Genomic DNA, 18,656 nt, shown 5'->3' on the forward strand with positions numbered 1-18,656 from the left:
TAGGGGTGACGGATCGTGGAGCAGCCCGCGAGTGGCGCGGAGCCGGCCGGTGCGGCCGGTGACGCCGCCGAGGCGCTCGACCGCCCGCTGCCCGAAGGGGTGCGGCGCCGCGTCGTCGCGCTCGTCTCGGACGCGTTCGGCGGCCTGACCGTCGCCGAGCTGCCGTCGCAGCTGAGGCAGTACGCCCGGTTCACCCCCACTCGCCGGGGCAAGTTCGCCGGCAACGCGATGGCCGCCGCGCTGGAGAGCGACACGCTCTTCAGGCAGCGGATCGCCGAGCGGCTGGCCAAGGCGGAGCCCGAGCTCGCCCGGGCCCTGGAGTCCGGAGCCCCGCCCGCCGCCGCCGATCCGGTCGACGTGGCCGCCGCCGCGTACGTGCTGCGCCCCGCCGGATGGGTGAAACTCGTCGCCGCGGCCGGCGAGGAGGCCCAGCGCGCGGACGCCGAACGCGCCGACGAGGCCGGCCGGCGTGAGCTGGAGCGGCTGCGCGAGGAACTGGCGGCGGCGCGCGGCCAGATCAGGGCCGAGACCGAGCGGCTGCGCGCCGAGCTCGACGGCGCCCGCAAGGAGAACGACTCCCTGGGGCGCAAGCTGCGCAGCGCGCAGGCCGATGTGAAGCGCGGCGAGGCCGCCCTGCGCCGCACGGTCGCCGAGATCGACGCGATCAGGGCGCAGGCCGCGGCCCAGGTGTCGGCGGCGGAGAGCGAGAGCCGCCGGCTCAAGGCCCGCCTGGCCGAGGCCGAGGCGGCGGTGGAGGCCGGGCGGCGGGCCGCCCGCGAGGGGCGTTCCATCGAGGACATGCGGCTGCGGCTGCTGCTCGACACCGTGCTGGACGCGGCCCAGGGGCTGCGCCGCGAGCTGGCGCTGCCGCCCGCCGGGGTGCATCCCGCCGACACGGTCGACGCCGTCGAGCCGGGGCGAATGTCGCCCAAGGACATCGCGGCCCGTGCCCTCTCGGAGACCGACCCCGCGCTGCTGGACCAGTTGCTGGCCCTGCCCCAGGCGCACGTCGTCGTCGACGGCTACAACGTCACCAAGACCGGCTATCCGACGATGCCGCTGGAGAAGCAGCGGCTGCGGCTGCTCGGCGGGCTGTCGGTGCTCGCCGCGCAGACCGGCGCCGAGGTCACGTGTGTGTTCGACGGCGCCGAACTGGCCGCGCCGGTGCTGCTGGCGCCGCCGCGCGGGGTGCGGGTGCTGTTCTCCAAGCCGGGGGTCACCGCGGACGAGCTGATCCGTCAGCTGGTGCGCGCGGAGCCGCCGGGCCGGCCGGTGGTGGTCGTGTCGACCGACCGCGAGGTCGCCGACGGCGTGGCCAAGGCGGGTGCCCGCCCGGTCCCGTCCGCCTTGTTGCTGAAGCGGCTTTCGCGGCTGTCGTAACTACCGTCGCAAATGACCGAATTGCATCGGTACTGCTGGGACGGTGTGTCAAGTGGCCATTACTACGCGTGTGATGTGAGTAAAGAATGCGCGCGGCGGCCGAGTTTTTCCGATGAGGATTTGAACTGATCACAAGAAGGTCACTAGGGTCGGGCCTCGAACCTTCGCGCGGTTGATCGTCCACCCGGGACGACAGCGAAGGAACCGCCGAGTTCGCATAGTTCGCCCCTTTTCCCCCAGGGATCCGATGTGCGAACGCCGGGGATTAAACCCCCCACAGCCCGGTAGGCGGCTGAGGAAGAAGGAGCTCGCCTCCGTGGCGTCCCACCGTCGTCCCAAGCAGCCGAGCCGCACCCGTGTGACCGTGTTCACCGCGACCGCCGCTGCCGCTGTCGCGCTGACCGCCCAGACCGCCCAGGCCGAACCGAAGCCGAGCAAGAGCGAGGTCAAGGCGAAGGTCGACAAGCTCTACGAAGAGGCGGAGCACGCCACCGAGCAGTACAACGGGGCCAAGGAGAAGCAGGACAAGCTCGACGACCAGATCGACGCGCTGCAGGACAAGGTGGCGCGCGGTCAGGAAGAGCTCAACACCCTGCGGGACAGCCTGGGTTCGGTCGCGAGCGCCCAGTACCGCTCCGGCGGCATCGACCCCTCGGTCCAGCTCTTCCTCTCCGGCGACCCGGACACCTACCTCGAGAAGGCATCCGCGCTGGACCAGCTCGGTGCCAAGCAGACCGAGGCGATCCAGGAGATCCAGGCCAAGCAGCGCGCGCTCGCGCAGCAGCGCCAGGAGGCCCAGGGCAAGCTCAAGGACCTGGCGGAGACCCGCCAGGAGCTCGGCGCCAAGAAGAAGGAAGTCCAGGGCAAGCTCGCCGCCGCGCAGAAGCTGCTCAACACCCTCACCGCCGCCGAGCGCGCCGCGCTCGCCGCCGACGAGACCCGCGCCAACCGCGCCAGTGCGCGCGCCGACCTCGGCAACGCCGTCCCCGCATCGCAGCGTGCCGCCGCCGCGTTCTCGGCCGCCCAGTCCAAGATCGGCTCGCCGTACGTCTACGGCGCCTCCGGCCCGAGCTCCTTCGACTGCTCCGGCCTCACCTCCTGGGCATACGCGCAGGCCGGTGTCTCCATACCGCGCACCTCGCAGGCCCAGGCCAGCGCCGGTACGCGCATTTCCTCGCAGAGCCAGCTCCAGCAGGGCGACCTGGTCTTCTTCTACGGCGACCTGCACCACGTCGGCTTCTACGCCGGCAACGGGCAGGTGCTGCACGCGCCCAAGCCGGGTGCCAGCGTGCGGTACGAGTCCATCAACAACATGCCGTACATGTTCGGCGTGCGTATCTGAGACCGCGCGCAACCATGACGAATCGTTCGACGGGCTTTCACACCCGACCGAACGGGGGAATTCCGTCATAACCCGCTGACGCTCCGCCCCGCCGGTGACCTGTGCTCTCCGGCGGGGCGTCACTGTGTGTGCTCGCAGCCGACGTTGGCCGCCTCGTGGCCGCACGGCTACTCTCTGCCGCGCAAGATTCCCAGTCCTTCGAGCTCTGCGAAGTGTGCGGAAGGGAGCGCGGCACGTGGTGTCCCACCGCCGACCCTCACAGACCGGTCTCACCGCGAGTGCCCGGATCACCGTCCTGTCCGCCGCGGCGGCGACGGCGGCTGCGGCCTTCGGAGCGGCGCCCGCGGGCGCCGAGCCCCAGGAGTCCCCCCAGGCCACCCGGGCCGAGGTCGACCAGCTCTACGAGGAGGCCGAGAAGGCCACCGAGCGCTTCAACAAGGCGGGCGAGACCGTCGAGCGGCTGCGCGAACGCGTGGCGCGCGCCCAGGACAGCGTCGCCCGCGGCCAGGAGCGCATCAACCGCATGCGCGAGGCACTCGGCTCCGTGGCAGGCGCCCAGTACCGCTCCGGCGGACTCGACCCGGCGGTGGAGCTGTTCCTGTCCGCCGACCCGGACACCTACCTCGAACACGCCGCCGTCCTGGACCGCGTCGGCGAACGCCAGTCGGCCGCCCTGGAGGACCTGCGCGGCGAGCAGCGCGAGCTGGGGCAGCAACGGGCCGAGGCCGCCAGGGACCTCGCCGAACTGGAACGCAGCCGCTCCGCCGTGGCCCGCCACAAACGCGTCGTCGAGCGCAAGCTCTCCGAGGCGCGCAGGCTGCTGAACGCTCTGCCGGACGAGGAGCGCGCCGACTTCGACCGCGCCTCGCGCGCGGGCCGCGACGGCGCCCTGCCGGAGCTGACGGGTCTCGCACCCGCCTCGGCGCATGCGGCCCTCGCCGCGCTCGCCGCCCGCGGCGCGGTCGGCCGGCCCTATGTGTGGGGCGCCAACGGCCCTTCGGGCTTCGACTGTTCGGGCCTTGTGCAGTGGTCGTACGCGCAGGCCGGGGTCGGCCTGCCGCGCACCTCGCAGGCGCAGGCGAACGCGGGCCGCCGCGTCCCGTTGTCCGAGGCGCGGCCCGGCGACATCGTCACCTACCGCGGCGACGCCAGCCACGTCGGGATGTACATGGGAAACGGCCAGGTCGTCCACGCTCCCTACCCGGGCGCGGCGGTGCGCTACGACCCGGTCGGCATGATGCCCGTGCACGCGGTCACCCGGGTCTGAGGCCGCACTCCCCGTACCGTTCCGGCGTGCGTTCCGTACGATCGGCAGGGTGGCAGGTCAGGGGCGCGCACAGCGCACACCGGCAGGGCGCACGGCGGGCCTCGGGCTCGCCGTGCTCGTGCTCGCGTCCGCCTGCACGCTCGCCCAGAGGCCGGTGGACCCCACCGTGGACGCGATCCAGCAGACCCTGGACGACAGGGGCGAAGCCGTCGTCGAGGGGGACCGCACCGGCTATCTGGCGACCCTGGACCCCGGCGCGACGGCTTTGCGCGAGCGGCAGGGCAGGGAGTTCGCCAACATGGCCGACATCCCCTTCCACTCCTGGGAGTACCGCATCAAGGGCGTACGCCATCAGGGGGACCGTGCCGTCGCCGACACCGAGCTGCACTACCGCGTCGACGGCTACGACAGCGCCTCCGTCGCGGCCGACCGCGTCCTGGAGCTCGTCGAGCGCGACGGCCGCTGGTACGTGGTCGCGGACGAGCCGGGCACGGGCGCCCCCCAGCAGCTGTGGCAGCAGGGCGACGTGCGCGTCGTGCGGGGCAGCCACAGCCTGGTCCTCGGCGTCGGCCAGGACGACAAGCGGCTGCGGGAACTCGCGGCGGCCGCCGACCGGGCCGTGCCCGCCGTCAGGAACGCCTGGCCGTCGAAGTGGACCGGCCGGGTGGTCGTCCTCGTCCCGTCGTCCGTCGAGGCAATGGGCCGGCTGCTGGGCGCCCCGGCCGCCGGATACCGGGGCATCGCCGCGGTCACCACGGGCGAGACGGGCCGCAGGGACGGCTCGGCCGCCGACCGCGTGATCGTCAACCCGGAGGCGTACGGCCTGCTGGGCGACTTCGGGCGGCGCATCGTCCTCACCCACGAGACCACCCATGTGGCGACCCGCGCCGACACCTCGGCCGCCACCCCGATGTGGCTCTCCGAGGGCTTCGCCGACTGGGTCGCCTACCGGGGAACGGGCCGCACGGCCGAGGAGACCGCGCCCGAGCTGCGGGACGCGGTGCGCGGCGGCGACGTTCCGGGGGCCCTGCCCGACGACGAGGGCTTCGCGTTCGGCGGGGAGGCCGACGCCCTGGCACGGGCCTACGAGGGCGGTTGGCTGGCCTGCGACCTGATCGCGGACCGCTGGGGCGAGGACGAGCTCAGGGAGTTCTACCGGACCGTCGGTGAGGCGGAGCACCGGGAGGGCGCGGTCGAACGGGCCCTGGGCGAGGTGCTGGGCGTCACGGCGGAGGAGTTCACCGCGCGGTGGCAGAACCATCTGCGCGAGCGCCTGGGCTGACGGCGACGCCCCTCGCCTGCCGGGCCGGGACGGTGGTCCGCCACAGGCGCCGGCAGGCGACGAGCGTCGCGGCCACCAGCAGTCCGTTGCGCAGGAGGAGCAGCGCGATGCCGAGGCCGTCACTCGCCACGACGTGCGCGAACCACACGGGGAACTCCAGCACCGTGACCGCGGTCGCGGCGAGCGTGAGCAGCGCGGGCTGCACCATTCGGGTCTCGCGCCGCACCAGGCACACCGCGGCGAGCCCCACCAGCCAGACCAGGTACTGCGGGCTGATCACCCGGCTCGTGACGGTGAACAGCAGAACGGCCGCGAACGCGGCGTCGCACGGCGTCGCCGGGTCCCACTCCCTGGCCCGCATGCGCCACACCACCAGCCAGCCGAGGGCGAGGACGCTCAGCGCCAGCGAGAGCCGGCTGACCAGCGGGACATGGGGGCCGACGAACTCGACCGAGCCGTAGTTCAGCAGCACCTGTCCCTGCCAGCCGAAGTGCCGGGCGACATGGAAGACGAGCGCGCCCAGTGACTCGACCTCGGTGCCCCGGTCGCGCTGGTACGTCAGGAAGTCCAGTGCGCCCGGCAGGGCGGCGGTGAACGCCAGCGTCAGGCCCGCGCCCGTCGCCGCCGCCGTGCCCCAGGCGCGCCGCGCCGCGCGCCCGCGCGGCACGCCCACGAGCAGCAGCACCGGCCACACCTTCAACAGCGCGCCGAACCCCGCGAGCGCCCCCAGGGCGCACGGCCGGCTGCGGCCTTCCCCCAGAGCCTTCGGCCTGGGAGGTGCCCCCAGCAGAGCGGCGACGGCGACGGCGGTGACCATCAGGTCGTAGCGGGCGTAGGCGGTCGGCCCGAGCAGGGGCACGCCCACCACCCACACCCAGGTGCCGCGCCGCTCGGTCCCGCCCCTCTCCGCGTACCGCAGCAGGCCGAGGACCAGCAGGTCGCACACCAGGACGAGGACGAAGAAGGCGGTGGCGTAGCCGAGGCCCGGCACGAGACCGGGCGCGAGGACGGCGAGCGCGGCGGCGGGCGGGTACTGCCAGGTGACGTCGTCCAGCGGAAACGTCCCGGTGCGCAGTACCTCGTGCCAGCCCTGGTAGATCACCGAGACGTCGCTCGTGACGTCGGGCCCGGGCAACGTGACCACCTTGAGGACGCACAGCAGCAGCGCCGTACGGGTCAGGACCCACACCACGAGAGGGGCGCCCGAGCCCCGTGCCGCCGCCTTCGGCATCGCGTCCCCTTCATCGGCAGTGGCTGCCCATCATGCCGCCCGGGGCCGTGCGGGACGCGGAGGAGACCGTTCGGTACTGTCGGCGGCGATGCACAAGACGCTGATCGTGACGAACGACTTCCCGCCGCGGCCCGGCGGCATCCAGGCATTCCTGCACAACATGGCGCTGCGGCTCGACCCCGGGCAGCTCGTCGTCTACGCCTCCACCTGGAAGCGCGGGCGGGAGGGCGCGGAGGCGACCGCCGCCTTCGACGCGGAGCAGCCGTTCACCGTCGTACGCGACCGTACGACGATGCTCCTGCCCACGCCGCGGGTCACCCGGCGGGCGGTCGAACTGCTGCGGGAGCACGGCTGCGAGTCGGTGTGGTTCGGCGCCGCGGCCCCGCTCGGCCTGATGGCGCCGGCGCTGCGCAGGGCCGGCGCGCGACGGATCGTGGCCACCACGCACGGACACGAGGCGGGCTGGGCGCAGCTGCCCGCGTCGCGGCAGCTGCTGCGCCGGATCGGCGAGGGCACGGACACGATCACCTATCTGGGCGAGTACACCCGCTCGCGGATCGCCCGGGCGCTGACGGCGGACGCCGCCGCGCGCATGGTCCAACTGCCGCCCGGCGTCGACGAGAAGACTTTCCACCCCGGCTCGGGCGGCGACGAGATCCGCGGCCGGCTCGGGCTGAGCGACCGGCCCGTGGTCGTCTGCGTCTCGCGTCTGGTGCCCCGCAAGGGGCAGGACACGCTGATCCTCGCGATGCCCGCGGTCCTGGCGAAGGTCCCGGACGCGGTGCTGCTGATCGTGGGCGGCGGCCCGTACGAGAAGGACCTGCGCAAGCTGGCGGCCGAGACGGGGGTCGCCGACTCGGTGCGCTTCACCGGCGCCGTGCCGTGGTCGGAACTCCCGGCGCACTACGGGGCGGGCGACGTGTTCGCGATGCCGTGCCGTACGCGCAGGGGCGGCCTCGACGTGGAGGGCCTCGGGATCGTCTACCTGGAGGCGTCGGCGACCGGACTGCCGGTGGTGGCCGGGGACTCCGGCGGCGCGCCGGACGCGGTCCTCGACGGCGAGACGGGCTGGGTGGTGCGCGGCGGCTCGCCCGAGGACGCGGCGGAACGGATCGCGACGCTGCTCGACGACGCGGAGCTGCGGAGGCGGATGGGGGAGCGGGGCCGTGCGTGGGTGGAGGAGCGGTGGCGCTGGGACCTGCTGGCGGAGAGGCTGAGGGCGCTGCTCTGAGGCGCGGGCGGTTCGCTTTCCCCCACCCCGCCCCATCCCGAACCGGGCTCCGCCCGGACCCGTACGGGCTCTCCGCGCGGTGTCCTCAATCTCCCCCTACGGCCTGGCGGCCGTGGGAGGGACCCCCGGACGGGCTGAGTTGCCGCTGTCCAGCACCGCCGACTGCGCCGGGCACAACCAGCCCCGCTGTGGGCACTTCTCACGGCCGCCAGGTCGTCGGGGAGTTCGAGGCACGGGGTTCGGGGCGGAGCCCCAACGACCGGGCCGCGCAGGGTGATTGACATGCGAAGCGGGGGCGCGGATCCGCAACGGGTTGCGCCGGGCAAACCCAGCCCCGCCGCTGTCCGAGGCGCGCGGTCAGGGGCGGAGCCCCAATGGCGCGCCGGGCAAAGGGCGGTGGGTTTGAGGTGCTCCTGCGGCGGGCTATTCGATGACCGCGGTGGCTTCGACCTCGACCAGGAGGTCCGGTTCCCCCAGTGCCGCAACGCCCAGAAGGGTGATCGGCTTGACCGGATCGATGCCCAGTTTCGCTGCGGCCCGGCCCACGCCCTCACCCAGCAGCGGCATCTTCTCGGGACTCCAGTCGACGACGTAGATGGTCAGCTTCGCCACGTCGTCGAAGGAGCCGCCGATCCCGGCCAGAGCGGTGGCGACATTGAGATAACACTGTTCGACCTGAGCAGCGAAGTCTCCCTCGCCCACGGGCCGGCCGTCGGCGTCGCGGGCGACCTGCCCCGCCAGGAACACCAGCTTCGATCCGGTGGCGACCGACAGCTGCCGGTAGACCTCGGGCTTCGGCAGCCCCTCGGGATTGACCAGCGTCACGGACATGAGCAGCCTCTTCCTCTTGGCGTCAGGAGCAGCAAGATCAGCACCTCATGAAAGCATAGCGATGCTATGTATTGTGGGGCCATGGCGAGGACGAAAGATCCGGTGGTCCGCTCCCTGCTGCTCGACCGAGCCGCACAGATGCTGCGGACGAGGCAACCGGTCACACTCCGCACCCTGGTCGCCGGAACCGGCGTGTCAACGATGGCCGTCTACACCTACTTCGGCGGCATGGACGGCCTGTGGAAGGCATTGCGGCAGGAAGGCTTCACACGCCTGGCCGCCCAACTCGCGGCCGTCAAGATGTCTGCGGACCCCGTACGAGACCTCGCCGCCCTGGGGGCCGCCTACCTGGCCCATGCCTTGGAGAACCCCGATCTCTACCGCGTCATGTTCGACGCGGGCTTCGACCTCGAAGACACCGGCGCCGCGGACGAAACCCTGCACCGCCTCGTCCGCGCCATCGACCGGGCCAAGGCGAACAGCCGCTTCCGTGACGAGGTCGACCCGCTGGAACTGGCAACACAGAGCTGGACCATCGGCCACGGACTCGCCTCACTTGTCGCCACAGGCCCCCTGCCGCACCAGGCACTCGCTCAGGGCGCGCCCATGCTGACCGCACTGTTCACCAGCGCAGGAGACGAACCCGGCCGATGTCGCCGGTCGGTCGCACGTGGCTGGGGACGGATGCTGCCAGTGGTGCCCGGCTCTCGTGATCGGAGCGGCAGGCCCTGGCCAGGGCTGTCCTGCGGGCCAGACGCGCCTTCCGGCCCGGCGGGTGCTCTTCGGCCTTGAGGTCGGGTTTGTGGGCCCAGCGGCCGGAGTTGCACGATGCCGCGCCTGGCGCGGGTCCCTGGTGGACGGCGAGGTACGCCCACGGTTCCTGTCGGACGCCCTCCGGCGTGCGCGAGCGGATGGCCCGCCGGGGCCGAGGTGGTTCTTGACCCCGCACCCGCTGGCCCGCGCCCCACCCGTCACACGCGGGGCAACGATCTCCGCAATTCAAACGCAACTGCATTGGCCTCCCACGGCTACCAGGCCGAAGGGCGAGTTCGAGGCGCGGGGGCTGGGGCCGAGCCCCGACAGGCGCGCCCCCGGGCGGGGGCCCGGGGGCAAGGCGCCCCCGTCAGGAGGCGTAGATCGCTTCGATTTCGTCCGCGAAGTCCTTCGCCACCACGTTCCGCTTCAGCTTCAGCGACGGCGTGATGTGCCCCGCCTCCTCCGTGAACTGCGTGGCCAGCACGCGGAACTTCCGTACCGACTCCGCCTTCGACACCGCCGCGTTGCCGTCGTCCACCGCCCTCTGGAGCTCCGCCAGCAGGTCCGTGTCGTCCCGCAGCGACGCCGCCGTCGAACCGGCCGGCTTGCCGTGGTCGGCGGCCCAGCGGGCCAGGAACTCCTCGTCGATCGTGACCAGCGCGCCCACGAACGGGCGGCCGTCGCCGACGACCATGCACTCCGCGACCAGCGCGTGACCCCGGATACGGTCCTCTATCACCGCCGGGGCGACGTTCTTGCCGCCCGCGGTGACCAGGATCTCCTTCTTGCGGCCCGTGATCGCGAGGTAGCCGTCCTCGTCGAGGGTGCCGATGTCGCCCGTGTGGAACCAGCCGTCCGCCAGCGCCTCCGCCGTGGCCGCCTCGTTGTTCCAGTAGCCGGAGAAGATGTGCTCGCCGTGCAGCAGCACCTCGCCGTCGTCCGCGATCCGGACCACGGAACCGGGCAGCGGCTGACCGACCGTGCCGATCTTCTGCCGGTCCCACGGGTTGAACGCGGTCGCCGCGCACGACTCGGTCAGGCCGTAGCCCTCGAGCACCGTGAAACCGATGCCGCGGAAGAAGTGTCCGAGCCGCTCGCCCAGCGGCGCGCCGCCGGAGATCGCGTACTCGCCGCGGCCGCCCAGCACCGCGCGCAGCTTGCTGAAGACGAGCTTGTCGAAGACCTTGTGCTTGATCCGCAGGCCGAGCGAGGGGCCCGAGGGCGTCGCCAGCGCGCGGCTGTACGCGATCGCCGTCTGCGACGCCTTGTCGAAGATCTTGCCCTTGCCGTCGGCCTGCGCCTTGGCGCGCGCCGAGTTGTAGACCTTCTCGAACACGCGCGGCACGCCGAGGATCAGCGTCGGCCGGAAGGAGGCCAGCTCGTCGGTGAGGTTCTTGATGTCCGGCACGCAGCCGAGCTTGATCGGGGCCATCACGGAGGCCACCTCGACCAGCCGGCCGAAGACGTGCGCGGCGGGCAGGAACAGCAGCACCGAGCACTCACCCGTACGGAACAGCGGCTTCAGGCGCTCCACCACGTTGCCGCACTCGGCGAAGAACGCGCGGTGCGTGAGCACACAGCCCTTGGGGCGGCCGGTGGTGCCGGAGGTGTAGACGATGGTCGCCGGGTCGTCCGCCTTCGCGGTCGCGCTGCGCTCCTCGACCAGGTCGTCGGAGACGTCCGCCCCGGCCGCGGTCAGCTCGTCGACCGCGCCCTTCTCGATCTGCCAGACGTGCCGCAGCTCCGGCAGCGATCCCCGTACCGACTCGACGGCGGCGGCGTGCGCGTCGCTCTCGACGACGACCGCGACCGCACCGGAGTCGCCGAGGATCCACTGGACCTGCTCGGGCGAGCTGGTCTCGTACACGGGCACGGTGACCGCGCCCGCGCTCCAGATCGCGAAGTCCAGCTGCACCCACTCGTACCGGGTGCGGGACATCAGCGCCACGCGGTCGCCGGGCCGGATGCCGGCGGCGATCAGGCCCTTCGCAGCGGCCACCACCTCGGCCAGGAACCGGGTGGCGGTGACGTCCGTCCACGTACCTGCGACCTTGCGGCCCATGACCGCGACATCGGGGTGCTGCGCGGCATTGCGGCGGATGAGATCCGTCAGATTGCCGTCCGTCGGGACCTCGTACAGGGCCGGAAGGCTGAACTCGCGCAAGACTGCTGCTCCTCATCGGGCGCCGGTGCCACGGCTCTGTGTGATGCACCGGTTGCGGTCCAAGATCGGGCAGGTGCTCGTGGGGGGCGAGCACGACTGGACTGCCCGGACGTTACCCATCAGTACGCAGTTCCCGATAGGGGTTCCCGGCCAATGTTCCCTGCGTCACACGGCAATGGCTGGACACCGGGCAGACTATTCCACTCCGTCCCTGCCCCGAAAGCAATCGCAGCTCCGCCCCCCTCTACCCGCGTCCCGCAGGGCGCTCTAGGGTGATCGCCATGCGAGGCATGCGAGTCAACGTGGTCAGCGACGTGCACGGCAATGCCGAAGATCTCGCCATCGCGGGCGACGGAGCCGACGCCCTCATCTGCCTCGGCGATCTCGTGCTCTTCCTCGACTACGCCGACCACTCGCGCGGCATCTTCCCCGACCTCTTCGGCGTCGAGAACGCCGACCTCATCGTCGAACTGCGCACCGCCCGCCGCTTCGACGAGGCCCGCGACCTGGGCCGCAGGCTCTGGGCCGAGCTCGGCATCGACCGCGAGAGCGCCATCGAGTCCGCGGTGCGCCGCCAGTACGCCGACATCTTCGCGGCCTTCCCCACGCCGACGTACGCCACGTACGGCAATGTCGACATCCCCGCCCTGTGGCCGGAGTTCGCCCGGCCCGGCACCACCGTCCTCGACGGCGAGCGGGTCGAGATCGGCGGCCGCGTCTTCGGCTTCGTCGGCGGGGGACTGCGCTCCCCGATGCGCACCCCGTACGAGATCTCCGACGAGGACTACGCCGCCAAGGTCGAGGCCCTGGGCGAGGTCGACGTCCTCTGCTCCCACATCCCGCCCGACGTCCCCGAGCTGACGTACGACACCGTCGCCCGCCGCTTCGAACGCGGCAGCCGGGCCCTGCTCGCGGCGATCAGGCGCACCCGGCCCCGCTACGCCCTCTTCGGCCACGTCCACCAGCCGTTCGCCCGCCGGATGCGGATCGGCGCGACGGAGTGCGTGAACGTCGGGCACTTCGCGTCCACCGGCCGGCCCTGGTCGCTGACCTGGTGAGCGGCCGGCGAGCCGGTGCGTCCGCACGGCGCGGCATGCCCCGCGCCGTCGGCCGGGCCCGCCGCCGCCGGGCGTGCCGCTCGCGATAGCCTGCTCACCACCACACCACCCCGGTCATCACCGCACTGTTGAGGAGCCGCAGCGATGGCGGAACACACCAGCTCGAGCATCACGATCGATGCGGCGCCGGCCGATGTCATGGGCGTGATCTCCGACTTCGCCCGCTACCCCGAGTGGACCGGCGAGGTGAAGGAGGCCGAGGTGCTCGCCACCGACGCCGAGGGCCGCGCCGAGCAGGTCCGCCTCGTCCTCGACGCGGGCGCGATCAAGGACGACCACACCCTGGCGTACACCTGGCACGGTGCGAACGAGGTCAGCTGGACCCTGGTGAAGTCGCAGATGCTGCGCTCCATCGACGGCTCGTACAGCCTCGCCCCCGTCGGCGGCGGCGACCGCACCGAGGTCACCTACCAGCTCACCGTCGACGTCAAGATCCCCATGCTCGGCATGATCAAGCGCAAGGCCGAGAAGGTCATCATCGACCGCGCCCTGGCCGGCCTGAAGAAGCGCGTCGAGAGCGGCGCGGGAGCCTGATGCGCCGGGTCCTCGTCACCGGGCTCGGCGGCGCGGGCCGCACCACCGTCGCGGCGGCCACGGCCCTCGCCGCGGCCGCGACGGGCCGCCGCACGCTCCTGCTGTCCGCGGAGGCGGACGCCGTCCTCGGCGTCCCGGTCACCGGCACGCCCGCCCGTCCGGCGCGGATCGCCGACGGACTGTGGGCCGGTCTCGTCGACGCCGGCGCCGACTTCCGCGCCGAGTTCCTCGACCTCCAGGAGCGCGCCTCGGCCGGACTCGACCTGCTCGGAGCGGCACGGCTCGAGGACGAGGAGCTCACCGAACTTCCCGGCAGCGACCAGTTCGCACTGCTGCGGGCCCTGACCGTCGCCTCCCGCGGCGACTGGGACGTCCTCGTCGTCGACATGCCGCCGCTGCGCGAGACCATCGCGCTGCTCGCCCTGCCCGAGCAGCTGCGCCGCTACCTGCGCCGCCTGCTCCCCGCCGAACGGCAGGCCGCCCGCGCGCTGCGCCCCATGCTCGCCCAGCTCGCCGGCGTGCCCATGCCCGCACAGTGGCTGTACGAGACCGCCGAGCGCTGGGACACGGAACTGGCCGGCGTCCAGTCCGTGATCGAGTCCGGGAACACCGCCCTCACCCTCGTCGCCGAGCCGGGCCCCGCGGCCGCGGACGCCCTGCGCACCGCCCGCGCCGGACTTGGCCTGTTCGGCCACCGTGTCGAGACGGTGGTGGCCAACCGCTGCGTCCCCGAAGGCTCCGAGGACCCGTTCGTGGCCTCGCTCGCCGCCCAGCAGGAGCGGTGCCGGCAGGAATGGGTGGCCACCTGGATACCGGCCGGCTCGGTCTGCCTGCTGCCGCACCTGGGCCGGGACCCCCGGGGCCTCGACGACCTCGCACGACTGCAGAAGGAGGCGAACCGCGGCTCCCTCGCGCACGCGTTCACCGAGGACCCGGAGGGCTACGACCTCTATGGACTCGTGGCGGCCCTGCACGGGGACCGGGAGGGACCCCGGCCGGGCCCGGGGCGGGTGGAGAACGTGTACGAGGAGGCCGTGCGCCGGCAGGAGTGGATCACCCCGCTCGCGGACACCGACACCATCTGGCACGACCGGGACGGCGAGATCCCCAAGGAGCCGGAGCCCGCCGACGACGGCACGCTGGTCTGGCACCTCGGCCTGCCCGGCGCCGTCAAGGAGCAGCTCACCCTCGTACGCCGTGGGGATGAACTCCTGATCACCGTCGGACCGTTCCGCCGGATCCTCCCGCTGCCGTCCGCGCTGCGCCGCTGCACGGTCGCCGGCGCGGGACTCAAGGACGACACCCTGAGCGTGCGGTTCACGCCGGACCCCGCCCTGTGGCCGCGGGCACGATGAACGCGGTACCGCCGTTCGGGTAACGTCGAGTACACGAACCCCTCAGCCCTGCCGCAGGAGTACGCCATGAGCGATGCCACCGAGCGTCCCGACACCGACGCCGACGCAGACGCCTGGGCAACGGCGTGCGAGGAGGACCTCAAGGCCGAGCAGGCCCGCCGCAGCGCGCAGTACGGGGCGCCGCCCGGTTCCGCGGCCGAGGAACTCCGCAAACTCTTCGACGTCGTCGCCGACAAGGTCACCGCCTTCCAGACGTCGCTGCCCGGCATGGCCGCACAGAACGCCGTGCAGCAGTTCGTGAACCAGGCGAAGGCCGCCGTGGAGCCCGTCATCGAGCGAAACCCGCAGGTCTTCGACCATCTCGCGGCCGCCGGGGGCGAGCTCCTGGCCGCCTACCGCTCCGCCGTGGAGAACCAGGAGCGCCGCTGGACCCAGCGCTCCCACACCGCCAAGGACACCGACGACCCCCGCGACGACGGGCCCGGGCCGAGCGAGCACATCGACCTGGACTGACCAGCGTGTGCCCGCCCTCGGGTACGGTTGGCCGTAGCGGGGCTCGACCGAATACTGAGGGACACATGGGACTCACCATCGGCGTCGACATCGGCGGCACGAAGATCGCAGCGGGCGTGGTCGACGAAGAGGGCGCCATTCTCGAGACGCACACCGTGCCCACCCCGTCGACTCCCGAGGGCATCGTGGACGCGATCTGCGCGGCCGTCGCGGGAGCCGGCCAGGGGCACGACATCGAGGCCGTCGGCATCGGTGCGGCCGGATACGTCGACGACAAGCGCGCCACCGTCCTGTTCGCGCCCAACATCGACTGGCGCCACGAACCGCTGAAGGACAAGGTCGAACAGCGCGTCGGCCTCCCCGTCGTCGTCGAGAACGACGCCAACGCGGCGGCCTGGGGCGAGTACCGCTTCGGCGCCGGCCAGGGCCACGAGGACGTCATCTGCATCACCCTCGGCACCGGCCTCGGCGGCGGCATCATCATCGGCAACAAGCTGCGCCGCGGGCGCTTCGGCGTCGCCGCGGAGTTCGGCCACATCCGCGTCGTCCCCGACGGTCTGCTGTGCGGCTGCGGCAGCCAGGGCTGCTGGGAGCAGTACGCGTCGGGCCGCGCTCTCGTGCGCTACGCGAAGCAGCGCGCCAATGCCACCCCGGAGAACGCGACCGTCCTGCTCGGTCTCGGCGACGGCACGATCGCGGGCATCGAGGGCAAGCACATCAGCCAGGCCGCCCGGCAGGGCTGCCCGGTCGCCGTCGACTCCTTCCGTGAGCTGGCGCGCTGGGCGGGCGCGGGTCTGGCCGACCTGGCCTCGCTGTTCGACCCGTCGGCCTTCATCGTGGGCGGCGGTGTCTCGGACGAGGGCGACCTGGTGCTCGACCCGATCCGCAAGTCCTTCCGCCGCTGGCTCATCGGCGGCCAGTGGCGTCCGCACGCCCAGGTCCTCGCCGCCCAACTGGGCGGCAAGGCGGGCCTGGTGGGCGCGGCCGACCTGGCCCGCCAGGGCTGAGCCCGTACGGCCATGTGCCCGTCGCGTCCTCGTGGGATTGCGGCGGGCACCGTCGTATCTTGATCCACATGGCCATCAGCATGCTGCCCGCCCTTCCCAACTCCCGTACCGAACCGGACGGTTCGGCCGTGATCCGGGCGCTGAGCTACAACATCCGGTCGATGCGCGACGACGAGGAGGCACTGGCCCGGGTCATCCGCGCCTGCGAGCCGGACCTCGTCCTCGTCCAGGAGGCCCCGCGCTTCTTCCGCTGGCGCAAGCACGCGGCGCGGCTCGCCGCCAGGACGGATCTGGTGATGCTGTCCGGCGGCGCGACGGCCGCCGGGCCGCTGCTGCTGTGCTCGCTGCGGGCGACCGTGGAACGCACCGAGGACGTCCTGCTGCCGCTGACCCCGGGCCGGCACCGGCGCGGCTTCGCCACGGCGGTCGTCCGGTTCGCGGGGGCCCGGCTGGGGGTGGTCAGCTGCCACCTGAGCCTGCAGACGGACGAGCGCTACGCCCAGGCGGGGATGCTGCTGGACCGGCTGGCCGCGATGGGCACGCCGCACGCGGTCGCCGCGGGCGACATCAACGAAAGCCCCGGCGGCCGGAGCTTCGGCCGCCTCGCCGGCTCGCTGCAGGACTGCTGGGCGGTGCGCCCCTGGGGCGACGAACACACGTCGACGCCGGCGGATCCGCACCAGCGGATCGACGCGATCTTCGCGACGCGGGGGGTGGAGGTGCTGGGCTGCGGCGTCCCCCGGGGCCTGCCCGGCGTGACGGACCCGGACCTCCGAGCGGCTTCGGACCACCTCCCGGTCCTGGCGGCCCTGCGGGTGCCGGCGTCGTAGGCCCCGGGGCGCGGTGCCCTGGCGTGCGCGTGCTGCCCGAGGTCCCGAACCGGGGGCTCCGCCCCCGGCCTCCGCGCCTCAATCTCCCCCTACGGCCTGGCGGCCGTGGGAGGTGCTGCCCCCAGCGGGGCTGCATGGCAGCCCGTCCGGCGATTGAGGACACCGCGCGAAGCGCGGTACGGGGTCCGGGGCTTGCCCCGGTTACGGGAAGGGGCGGGGTGGGGGACGCCCGCCGCAGGCGCCGCGCACCCCGCCCAGGCCCATGCCGCCGGGTCGAGCAACGGGCCTCCGAACGCCTCACCGCGCGCAGCGCGGTACCGGGTCCGGGCGGAGCCCGTTACGGGACAGGGGCTACCGCACACGGCCGCCAGGCCGAAACGCCCCCGTCACACCACCGCGCCCCGCCCCGGGTCGTCCTGGTCGTCGTCGTCGCCCGACGACATCCGCGCCACCAGCGTCGCGAACCCGCCCAGAAAGCCTCCGATGCACAGCGTCGTCAGCCACCATGTCATGTCCCACTGCAGCAGGACCGCGACGAGCATCAGCACCGGGCCGCCCACCACCGCCAGCCACGCGAACTTCGCCGTGACGTCCGCCTCCGGAAGCGGCGGCGGCTCCGGCGGGACGAAGTGGCCCTCGTCGCTCTCGTCGAGGTCGTCGTCTCTCGGCTCGGGGACCTGGTAGTCGCGGGGGCCGCCGCCCCCGACCTCCGGAGCGAACGTGACCGAGCTGCCCAGCGCGGGCTTGTCGTCGGCAGGGTCCTCCGGAGGCCGTGACGACGGCGACTCGTTCACCCCGCTCTCCAGGCCCGCCAGGTCCTCGACGGACTTGAAGGGCTTGGCGCCCGGCGGGTCCGCCGGCTCCTCGCCGTACCCCGCGACGATGGCCGCCCACGCGGCCTCCTCGTCTATCGGCTGCGGCTCGCGGTCCGCATCGTGCTGCTCAGCCACCGGTCGTGCTCCCTCCCAGGGACTCCGTCGCGGGGGACCCCGTGGTCCCGGCCTCCGGAGCGAGCCGGCCGATGAACGCGTAACTCTCCTCGAAGATCCGCTCCGCATCATGGTCCAACGTCGCCACGTGGTAGCTCTGTTCCAGCAGGATCTCCGTGACGTCCGTCGACGAGACGCGGCTCAGGATCCGCGCCGAGTCCGCGGCCGGCACCACATGGTCGTCGGGGCTGTGCATCAGCAGCATCGGCTGGGTGACCTGCGGCAGCTCGCCGTCCACGAGCCGGAAGAACTGCCGCACCGAGTGCGCGGCGTGCAGCGGCACCCGGTCGTACCCCACCTCCTGCACGCCCGGCTTGGCGATGTCGCTGGTCAGGCCCTTCGTGGACGGCACGAGGTGGCGCACCACGGGCAGCAGCGACGCCATCGCGCCGTGCACCTTGTTCGCCGGGTTGACCAGCGCGATGCCGCGGACCGCGTCCCCGTGCTTGGCGGCCAGGCGCAGGGTGAGCGCGCCGCCCATGGAGAGGCCGAAGACGAAGACGCGGCCGCACCGCTCCAGCAGGGAGCGCAGCTCGCGGTCCACCTCCGCGTACCAGTCCTGCCAGCCGGTCACCTGCATGTCCTGCCAGCGTGTGCCGTGTCCCGGCAGCAGCGGCAGGGACACCGTGAGCCCGCGCTCCGCCAGGTACTCGGCCCAGGGGCGCAGCGACTGCGGGCAACCGGTGAATCCATGACAGAGAAGGACGCCGACCTCGCCGCCTTCGTGGCGGAAAGGCTCGGCTCCAGGAAGGACCGGCACCGGGGTCTCCTGTTCGTGAGGTGTGCACGTGAGTTGGACGAGGGGCGCGTGTGAGGCCCGCAGGTG

At 72.8% G+C, this 18,656-nt stretch carries 17 protein-coding genes; 12 read left to right on the forward strand and 5 right to left on the reverse strand.

Annotation, left to right across the window (positions count from 1 at the left end):
* Positions 1-15: 15 nt before the first annotated feature.
* The 4 genes from ACWD0A_RS14320 to ACWD0A_RS14335 all read left to right on the forward strand — a co-directional run bounded on the left by ACWD0A_RS14320 (position 16) and on the right by ACWD0A_RS14335 (position 5,271).
* Positions 16-1,380, forward strand: coding sequence for an NYN domain-containing protein (locus ACWD0A_RS14320; RefSeq protein WP_451297899.1), 1,365 nt, complete (start codon positions 16-18; stop codon positions 1,378-1,380).
* 316 nt (positions 1,381-1,696) lie between these two features.
* Positions 1,697-2,722, forward strand: a complete 1,026-nt coding sequence (locus ACWD0A_RS14325; RefSeq protein WP_451297901.1) for an NlpC/P60 family protein — start codon at positions 1,697-1,699, stop codon at positions 2,720-2,722.
* A 235-nt stretch (positions 2,723-2,957) separates the two neighbouring features.
* Positions 2,958-3,989 (forward strand): NlpC/P60 family protein, encoded by a 1,032-nt coding sequence (locus ACWD0A_RS14330; protein ID WP_451297903.1) that lies wholly within the window; start codon positions 2,958-2,960, stop codon positions 3,987-3,989.
* A 49-nt stretch (positions 3,990-4,038) separates the two neighbouring features.
* Positions 4,039-5,271 carry a hypothetical protein gene (locus tag ACWD0A_RS14335; RefSeq protein ID WP_451297905.1) on the forward strand — a complete coding sequence of 411 codons (1,233 nt, stop codon included), beginning with the start codon at positions 4,039-4,041 and terminating at the stop codon, positions 5,269-5,271.
* On the opposite strand, the gene ACWD0A_RS14340 is transcribed toward ACWD0A_RS14335, so the two are convergent.
* Positions 5,228-6,502 (reverse strand): glycosyltransferase 87 family protein, encoded by a 1,275-nt coding sequence (locus ACWD0A_RS14340; RefSeq protein ID WP_451297907.1) that lies wholly within the window; start codon positions 6,500-6,502, stop codon positions 5,228-5,230. The genes ACWD0A_RS14335 and ACWD0A_RS14340 overlap by 44 nt on opposite strands.
* 88 nt (positions 6,503-6,590) lie before the next feature.
* On the opposite strand from ACWD0A_RS14340, the gene ACWD0A_RS14345 reads away from it, so the two are divergent.
* On the forward strand, positions 6,591-7,733 hold the full coding sequence (locus ACWD0A_RS14345) for a glycosyltransferase family 4 protein (protein WP_451297909.1): 1,143 nt from the start codon (positions 6,591-6,593) through the stop codon (positions 7,731-7,733).
* Positions 7,734-8,156: 423 nt separating this feature from the next.
* Here ACWD0A_RS14345 and ACWD0A_RS14350 read toward each other — a convergent pair whose 3' ends face one another.
* Positions 8,157-8,564 carry a RidA family protein gene (locus ACWD0A_RS14350; protein WP_451297911.1) on the reverse strand — a complete coding sequence of 136 codons (408 nt, stop codon included), beginning with the start codon at positions 8,562-8,564 and terminating at the stop codon, positions 8,157-8,159.
* Between the two features lie 81 nt (positions 8,565-8,645).
* Here ACWD0A_RS14350 and ACWD0A_RS14355 point away from each other — a divergent pair, with 81 nt between their 5' ends.
* On the forward strand, positions 8,646-9,356 hold the full coding sequence (locus tag ACWD0A_RS14355) for a TetR/AcrR family transcriptional regulator (RefSeq protein ID WP_451297913.1): 711 nt from the start codon (positions 8,646-8,648) through the stop codon (positions 9,354-9,356).
* A gap of 331 nt (positions 9,357-9,687) precedes the next feature.
* Here the strand turns inward: ACWD0A_RS14355 and ACWD0A_RS14360 are convergent, their stop codons facing one another.
* Entirely contained in the window at positions 9,688-11,484 is a 1,797-nt protein-coding gene (locus ACWD0A_RS14360; protein ID WP_451297915.1) for an AMP-dependent synthetase/ligase, read from the reverse strand.
* A 302-nt stretch (positions 11,485-11,786) separates the two neighbouring features.
* Between ACWD0A_RS14360 and ACWD0A_RS14365 the strand changes: the two genes are divergently transcribed.
* The 6 genes from ACWD0A_RS14365 (at position 11,787) to ACWD0A_RS14390 (ending at position 16,841) form a co-directional block, all read left to right on the forward strand.
* On the forward strand, positions 11,787-12,542 hold the full coding sequence (locus tag ACWD0A_RS14365) for a metallophosphoesterase family protein (RefSeq protein WP_451298127.1): 756 nt from the start codon (positions 11,787-11,789) through the stop codon (positions 12,540-12,542).
* A gap of 144 nt (positions 12,543-12,686) precedes the next feature.
* Positions 12,687-13,136 (forward strand): SRPBCC family protein, encoded by a 450-nt coding sequence (locus ACWD0A_RS14370; RefSeq protein ID WP_307715913.1) that lies wholly within the window; start codon positions 12,687-12,689, stop codon positions 13,134-13,136.
* On the forward strand, positions 13,136-14,491 hold the full coding sequence (locus ACWD0A_RS14375; protein WP_451297917.1) for an ArsA family ATPase: 1,356 nt from the start codon (positions 13,136-13,138) through the stop codon (positions 14,489-14,491). Before ACWD0A_RS14370 ends, ACWD0A_RS14375 begins: the two co-directional genes overlap by 1 nt.
* A 66-nt stretch (positions 14,492-14,557) precedes the next feature.
* On the forward strand, positions 14,558-15,004 hold the full coding sequence (locus ACWD0A_RS14380; protein WP_451297919.1) for a DUF5304 domain-containing protein: 447 nt from the start codon (positions 14,558-14,560) through the stop codon (positions 15,002-15,004).
* Between the two features lie 65 nt (positions 15,005-15,069).
* On the forward strand, positions 15,070-16,011 hold the full coding sequence (locus ACWD0A_RS14385) for an ROK family glucokinase (protein ID WP_177152809.1): 942 nt from the start codon (positions 15,070-15,072) through the stop codon (positions 16,009-16,011).
* 68 nt (positions 16,012-16,079) lie between these two features.
* Complete coding sequence (locus tag ACWD0A_RS14390; RefSeq protein WP_451297921.1) at positions 16,080-16,841, forward strand: endonuclease/exonuclease/phosphatase family protein; 762 nt, start codon at positions 16,080-16,082, stop codon at positions 16,839-16,841.
* A gap of 386 nt (positions 16,842-17,227) precedes the next feature.
* Here ACWD0A_RS14390 and ACWD0A_RS14395 read toward each other — a convergent pair whose 3' ends face one another.
* Positions 17,228-17,791 carry a hypothetical protein gene (locus ACWD0A_RS14395; RefSeq protein ID WP_451297923.1) on the reverse strand — a complete coding sequence of 188 codons (564 nt, stop codon included), beginning with the start codon at positions 17,789-17,791 and terminating at the stop codon, positions 17,228-17,230.
* Complete coding sequence (locus ACWD0A_RS14400) at positions 17,784-18,590, reverse strand: alpha/beta hydrolase (RefSeq protein ID WP_451297925.1); 807 nt, start codon at positions 18,588-18,590, stop codon at positions 17,784-17,786. The genes ACWD0A_RS14395 and ACWD0A_RS14400 overlap by 8 nt, the downstream gene beginning before the upstream one ends.
* Positions 18,591-18,656: the final 66 nt, after the last annotated feature.

Source organism: Streptomyces sp. NPDC002867, assembly GCF_053591895.1.